Genomic DNA, 6,636 nt, shown 5'->3' on the forward strand with positions numbered 1-6,636 from the left:
CTCGACCCCTCGTCCGAACCCCTCCCGTGCGGCATGCCGTTCGGCCAGCTTCGTGCCGGATCGCGTCTGTCGCCATGTACACGGCGCTGCGTACACTCCCAAGACTCCTCCCCCTGCCGAAGGGTTCGCCGGTGAACCGGACGTACGCGCTGACCGCGGTCACCGTCGTCGTCCTGGTCACCGTGCTGGTCGGCGCGCTCGGTCTGCGCATATCCCGGACCACCTCCGACTTCTACGTGGCTTCGCGCACCGTCGGCCCCCGCCTCAACGCGGCGGCGATCAGCGGCGAGTACCTCTCCGCCGCCTCCTTCCTCGGGATCGCGGGGCTCGTGCTGCTCCAGGGGCCCGAGATGCTGTGGTACCCCGTCGGGTACACGGCCGGGTACCTGGTGCTGCTGGTCCTGGTGGCGGCCCCGTTGCGGCGCTCGGGCGCGTACACGCTGCCCGACTTCGCCGAGGCCCGGCTGGAGTCGCGGACGGTGCGCCGGATGGCGGTGCTGTTCGTCGTCGGCGTCGGCTGGCTGTACCTGCTGCCCCAACTGCAGGGCGCCGGACTGACCCTGGAGATCCTGACCGGGGCCCCGCACTGGGTGGGGGGCGTGGTCGTGGCCTCGGTGGTCACGGCCGCCGTGGGAGCGGGCGGGATGCGCAGCATCACCTTCGTCCAGGCCTTCCAGTACTGGCTCAAGTTCACCGCCCTGCTGGTCCCCGCGTTCTTCCTGATCGGCGCCTGGGCCGCGGACGGCGCGCCGCGGGCCACCTTCGACGCCCCCGCGGTGTTCCGCGAGCACACCGCCGTCACGCCGGCCCAGGACCTGCGGATCTCGTTGGTCGCGCCGCTCACGCTGACGGTGACCGGGCAGGTGGACGGCCGCTCGTACGCGGCGGAGCCGGTGACCCTGGCCGCCGGACAGCACACCGTACGGGCGCACGCGCTGCTGCGGTTCACCCCGGACAGCGTGGTCCCGGACACCGGCGCGCAGGCCGGCCCGGGCGTGTCCAGCTGGTCGGAGCCACCGTCCGGAAGCCGGCGCCGGCACCAGCTGTACGCCACGTACGGGCTGATCCTGGCCACCTTCCTGGGCACGATGGGCCTGCCGCACGTCGCGGTGCGGTTCTACACGAGCCCCGACGGGCGGACCGCCCGGCGCACCACGCTGGTGGTGCTCGCACTCGTCGGGGTGTTCTACCTGCTGCCGCCGGTGTACGGGGCACTGGGCCGGATCTACGCGCCCGAGCTGGCCCTGACGGGGCACGCGGACGCCGCGGTGCTGGTGCTGCCGCACCGGGTGGTGGGCGGGCTGCTCGGGGAACTGCTGGGGGCACTGCTGGCCGGCGGCGCCTTCGCGGCGTTCCTGTCCACGGCCTCGGGCCTGACGATGGCGGTGGCCGGCGTGCTGCACCAGGACGTGCTGCCGGGGCGGCGGGTGCGGACGTTCCGGGCCGCGGTGGCGGTGGCGATGCTGGTGCCGCTCCTGGGGGCCGTCGCGTCGGCGGACGTGCCGGTCGCGGACGCGGTGGGGCTGGCCTTCGCGGTGTCGGCGTCGTCCTTCTGCCCGCTGCTGGTGCTGGGCATCTGGTGGTCCCGGCTGACCCCGCCGGGCGCGGTGGCGGGGCTGGTCACGGGCGGTGGGGCGGCGCTCGGGGCGGTGGTGGCGACCCGGGGCGGGCTGGTGCCGGCGGGCTGGGCGCACACCCTGCTGGCGTGGCCGGCGGTGTGGTCGGTCCCGTTGGGGTTCCTGACGATGGTGGCGGTGTCCCTGGCCACCCGGTCCCGGATCCCGGCCGGGACGGCGGCGACCCTGGCCCGGCTGCACCTGCCCGAGGGCGTCGCCGGGGACCGGACCGGGGGCGCGCGGTGGACGGGGCGGTGACCGGGGCGGTGCTGCTCGCGGTGGCCGTCCTGGGCGCGGCGGCGCTGCTGGCCCTGGGCTGGGCGGGCGGCAGGTGGCAGGCCCGGCGCGGGGAACGGGCCGCGGGACTGGACCTGGGCACACCGGTGGAGCGGGCCACCTTCCACACCCTGCACACCGCCTCGTTGGCCGCTCCCCCGCTGCGGGCGGGGCTGACGGAGGACGCCGCCCGCAAGGCCGCCCGGCGGCTGCGCTCACTGCTGGGCACCGAGGCGCTGTGCCTCACGGACCGGGAGGCGGTGCTGGCCTGGGACGGGCCGGGCGCCGACCACCACCAGCGGCGGGCGATGGCCCGGGTGGCGTCGATGCTGGAGTCGGGGCGCAGCCTGAGCCTGCGCACGGGCTGCCAGCGGCCCGGCTGCCCGCTGCGGTGGGCGGTGTTCGCCCCGCTGACCGGTGAGGACGGGGTGCTGGGCGCGCTCGTCGCGTACGGCTCGCGGGAGTCGGCGGTGCTGGTGCGGGCCGCGACGGAGGTGGCGCGCTGGGTGTCGGTCCAGTTGGAGCTCTCGGAGCTGGACCGGTCGCGGACCCGGCTGATGGAGGCGGAGATCAAGGCACTGCGGGCGCAGATCTCCCCGCACTTCATCTTCAACTCGCTCGCCGCGATCGCCTCGTTCGTGCGCACCGACCCGGAGCGGGCGCGGGACCTGCTGCTGGAGTTCGCCGACTTCACCCGGTACTCGTTCCGGCGGCACGGCGATTTCACGACGCTCGCCGAGGAGCTGCGTTCCATCGAGCAGTACCTGGCCCTGGCCGGGGCCCGGTTCGGAGACCGGCTGACAGTGACCTTGCAGGTGGCGCCGGAAGTGCTGCCGGTGGCACTGCCGTTCCTGTGTCTGCAGCCGCTGGTGGAGAACGCGGTCAAGCACGGGCTGGAGGACTCCACCGCCCGCTGCCGGATCACCATCGCCGCCCGGGACGCGGGCTCGGAGGCGGTGCTGACCATCGAGGACAACGGCGTCGGGATGGACCCGGCCCTGCTGCGCCGCATCCTGGCCGGCGAGCGGGCGGGGTCGTCCTCCGGGGTGGGGCTGCCGAACGTGGACGAGCGGATGCGGCAGGTCTACGGGGACGACTACGGCCTGGTCATCGAGACCGGGGTCGGCGCCGGGATGAAGGTCACGGTACGCATTCCCAAGTACCGTCCGGGTGTGCACAGTTCCGGCCCCGGCGAACGGCACCGCCGGCCTTGAGCGTGGCATCCTGCGGGAGGCGCGGCATGACCGGAAGGACCGCCGAGGTGCGGGTCGGGCGAGAGCATCAGCGGGGCGAGCTGCGGGAGTGGGTACGGGGCGGGGCGCGGGGCGGCGGGGGCCGCCTGGTCGTGGAGGGCGAATCCGGCGCGGGGAAGACCGCCCTCGTGCGGGAGGCGCTGGCCGAGGCGGCCGCGCTGGGCTGCCGGGTCCGCTACGGCGCCGCGGACCCGCTCGGGGAGGGGCTGGCGCTGCGGGCCGTACTGGACTGCCTGCACCCCGACGGCCCGGGCCGGGCGGCGGTCATCGCGCTGCTGCGGGAGGCCGAGGATCCCGCGCGGCCGGGCGGGGCGCTGCTCGCGGCGATGGACCTGCTGGTGGCCGGGGCGGAGGCCTGGTGCGCGGCCGGGCCGGTGCTGCTGGTCCTGGACGACCTGCACTGGGCGGACCCGGCGAGCCTGCTGGTGTGGCAGCGGCTGGGCCGGGCGGCGGAGCGGCTGCCGCTGCTGCTGGCCGTGACCCGGCGGGCCGTGCCGCGGCGGCCCGAGGTGGAGCGGCTGTGCGCGGAGCCGGGCGGGCGGGTACTGCGGCTGGGGCCGTTGTCGGCCGAGGAGGCGGCGGCGCTGCTCCGGGAGCTGTTCGGGGCGCCACCGGGGCCGCGGCTGCGGGAGGCGGCCGGGGGCGCCGGGGGCAACCCCCGGCTCCTGCGGGACCTCGCGCGGCACTGGTCCCCGAGCGTCACGGTCGAGGCCGGTACCGCGGAACTGGAGCCGGGCGCGCAGGACTTGCCGCCGCCGCCCGCCTCGGTGACCCGGGCGCTGGACTCCCTGTCCCGGGCGGCCTGCGCCACCCTCCGGCACGCGGCGGTCCTGGGTCCGTCCTTCACGGTGCGCGAGCTGGCCGTCGTACGGGAGAGGCCGGTACGGGAACTGCTCGCGGAGCTGGAGGAACCGCTGCTGGACGGGGTGCTGGAGGACACCGGCGAGCAGCTCCGGTTCCGGCACCCGGTGCTCCGCGAGGCGCTCTACCGGGAAACCCCCCGCTCGGTCCGCTCCACCTTGCACCGGGAGGCCGCCCGGGCCTTCGCGGAGGCCGGGCTGGACCCGGCGCGGACCGCCGAGCAGTTGCTGGGCGGCGGGGCGCCGGACGCCTGGGGGACGCGCTGGCTCGCCGGTGCGGCGCCCGACCTGATCCCGGTGGCCCCGGGGCTGGCGGCGGAACTGCTGGAGCGGGCCGTCGCGCTGGGCCCGGGCGGGGGTGCGGCGGGGCCGGGCGCGCTGGAGGCGCTGGAGGAGAACCTGGCGGACGCGGCGCTGCTGCTGCGCCGCCCGGAGTCGGCGCGGCTGCTGGAGACGCTGTGGGAGCGGGCCACCGACGCGGACCGGCGGGCGGTCCTCGCCTTCAAGCTGGTGTCGGCGCTGATGATCGAGGGGGACATGGAGCGTTCCCTGGAGGTGACGCGGCGGGCGCTGGCGGAACCGTTCGGTTCGGCGGGGTACCGGCTGCGCCTGGAGGCCTGCCGGGTGCTGGCGCTGGCCGAGCTGCACCGGCCGCAGGAGGCGTACGCGCTGGCGGGGCCGCTGGTGGAGCGGGCGCGGCGGCTGGGCGATCCGCTGTGCGGGGCGGAGGCCGAGCACGCGATGGCGTTCGCCCTGTTCCACCTGCACCGGGGCCGGGAGTCGCTGCGGCACGTGGCGGAGGGGATCGTCTGCGCGCGGCGCAGCCCGGCGGCGAACGACATGCGGCTGCTGCTGCTCGCCAACCAGGCGGAGGAACTCATGCGGTTCGACGAGCCGCGAGCGGTGGCGGAGGCGCTGCGGGAGGCCCGGGAGCTCGCGGTGCGGACCCGCTCGACGGGGCGGCTGGTGGTGACCGAGGCGCTGCTGGCGGAGTTCCACTACCGGCTCGGGGACTGGGACGCGGCGCTGGCCGGGGTGGCACGGGCCGACGGCCTGCCGGTGTCGGACGGCTGGCTGCCGGTGGTGGCGCACGGGCTGCGGGCGCTGGTCCTGGGCCACCGCGACGACCGGGCGGCGGCCGGGGCGGAGCTGGCGGCGCTGTCCGAGGACGCGTTCGGCAGCCCGGCCGCCCGCCGGTACGCCTCCCACGTACTGCTGGCCCGCGCGCTGCTCGCGGAACGGGACGGCCGGCCCGCCGACGCCCTGGCGGCGCTGCTGCCCGCGCTGGCGGACCGGGTGGACGGGGCGACGGTGTACGACCGTCCCTGGGTGCTGTCGGAGGCGGTGCGCCTGGCCCTGGAGTGCGGGGACGCGGCGACGGCCCGGTCGGCGGTCGCGGCGTGCGCCCGTACGGCGGCGGCCCTCCCCGAGTACCCGGGGCCGGCGCTGGCGCTGCTGCGCTGCCGGGGCCTGTTCGCGCAGGATCCGGAGTTGCTGGCGCGGGCCGTGGCGCGGGCCGGCCGGGGCGGGTGGCCGCTGGTGCTGGGGCACACCCTGGAGGACCTGGCGGTGGCCCGGGCCTGGCGCGGTGACCTGGCGGGGGCGCGGGAGTCGCTGACCCGCGCGGTGGTCGCGTACGAGGAGCCGGGCGCCCGGTGGGACGTCGCGCGGGCCGAGGCCCGGCTGCGGAGCCTGGGCGTGCGCCGGGGCAGCCGGGCCGCGCGGCGCCGGGCGGTGAACGGCTGGGAGTCGCTGACCCCCGCCGAGCTCAAGGTCGCGCTGCTGGTCGCGCAGGGCCGGACCAACCCGGAGATCGCGGCGGCCCTGTTCCTCTCCCCCAGGACGGTGCAGACGCACGTCTCGCACATCCTGGCCAAGCTCCAGGTCCGCTCGCGGGCGGCGGTGGCGGCTCAGGCGGCGGGGCGCCCGTAGCCGGGCAGGAGCGCCCGCAGGGCCCGCAGGCCGTAGTGGGTACGGGACTTGACGGTCCCGGAGGGCACGCCCAGCGCGGCGGCGGCCTCGCAGACCGACGCCCCGCGGAAGTAGATCAGGTCGAGTACGGCACGGTGTTCGGGGCTCAGGCAGCGCAGTGCCTCGCGCAGGTCCAGGGCGGCGACGGCCTGTTCGGTGCGGTCGTCGGCGGCCGGGGACTGCTCCAGGGCGTCGGGCCCGACCTCGGCGGGCCGCACCAGCCGGGCCCGCCGCGCGTCGATCGCGAGCCGCCGGGCGACGGTGTACAGCCACGGCCGCATGGAGGCGTGGTCCCCGCTCTCGACGGCTTCCGGGTGCCTCCAGGCCCGCAGGAGGGTTTCCTGGACCAGGTCCTCGGCGCGGTGGCGGTCCCCGAACGTGAGGCTCAGCAGGAAACCGTAGAGGGCTTTGCCGTGGTCGCGGTGGAGGCGGGCGAGGGCCTGCTCATCGGTGGTGCGGCGGGCGAGGTCGGTGGTCACCGGGTCACCTCTTCCGGGTCGGATGACCTGAGCGTGACCGAAACCCGGCGCGGAGTTATCCGCCGCCTGACGTATCCGGCGCCCCCGGGCGCCCACCGGTCGAACGGCGCTGCCGAACGGTCGAACGGCCCGGTCGCCCGCCGGACATGCCCGTGGCCCCGGCCCGTCCGAGCGGACGGGC

The 6,636-nt window shown here is 76.8% G+C and carries 4 protein-coding genes; 3 read left to right on the plus strand and 1 reads right to left on the minus strand.

The genetic code is table 11. The annotated features are described in order from the left end of the window. Positions 1-131: 131 nt before the first annotated feature. The 3 genes from ACWGH1_RS30250 to ACWGH1_RS30260 are packed head-to-tail and all read left to right on the plus strand — an operon-like array spanning position 132 to position 5,937. Positions 132-1,874, plus strand: a complete 1,743-nt coding sequence (locus tag ACWGH1_RS30250; protein ID WP_453355096.1) for a sodium/solute symporter — start codon at positions 132-134, stop codon at positions 1,872-1,874. Next, positions 1,871-3,106, plus strand: a complete 1,236-nt coding sequence (locus ACWGH1_RS30255) for a histidine kinase (protein ID WP_453355097.1) — start codon at positions 1,871-1,873, stop codon at positions 3,104-3,106. The genes ACWGH1_RS30250 and ACWGH1_RS30255 overlap by 4 nt, the downstream gene beginning before the upstream one ends. A gap of 26 nt (positions 3,107-3,132) precedes the next feature. After that, complete coding sequence (locus ACWGH1_RS30260; RefSeq protein WP_453355098.1) at positions 3,133-5,937, plus strand: AAA family ATPase; 2,805 nt, start codon at positions 3,133-3,135, stop codon at positions 5,935-5,937. Here the strand turns inward: ACWGH1_RS30260 and ACWGH1_RS30265 are convergent. Beyond that, positions 5,916-6,455 carry a sigma-70 family RNA polymerase sigma factor gene (locus ACWGH1_RS30265; RefSeq protein WP_453355099.1) on the minus strand — a complete coding sequence of 180 codons (540 nt, stop codon included), beginning with the start codon at positions 6,453-6,455 and terminating at the stop codon, positions 5,916-5,918. The genes ACWGH1_RS30260 and ACWGH1_RS30265 overlap by 22 nt on opposite strands. Positions 6,456-6,636 lie beyond the last annotated feature (181 nt).

The organism is Streptomyces sp. NPDC054883 (assembly GCF_053610645.1).

Bases quoted from the DNA above. Each gene is read 5' to 3' on its own strand.
- ACWGH1_RS30260 (WP_453355098.1), top strand. From the start codon at position 3,133: ATGACCGGAAGGACCGCCGAGGTGCGGGTCGGGCGAGAGCATCAGCGG.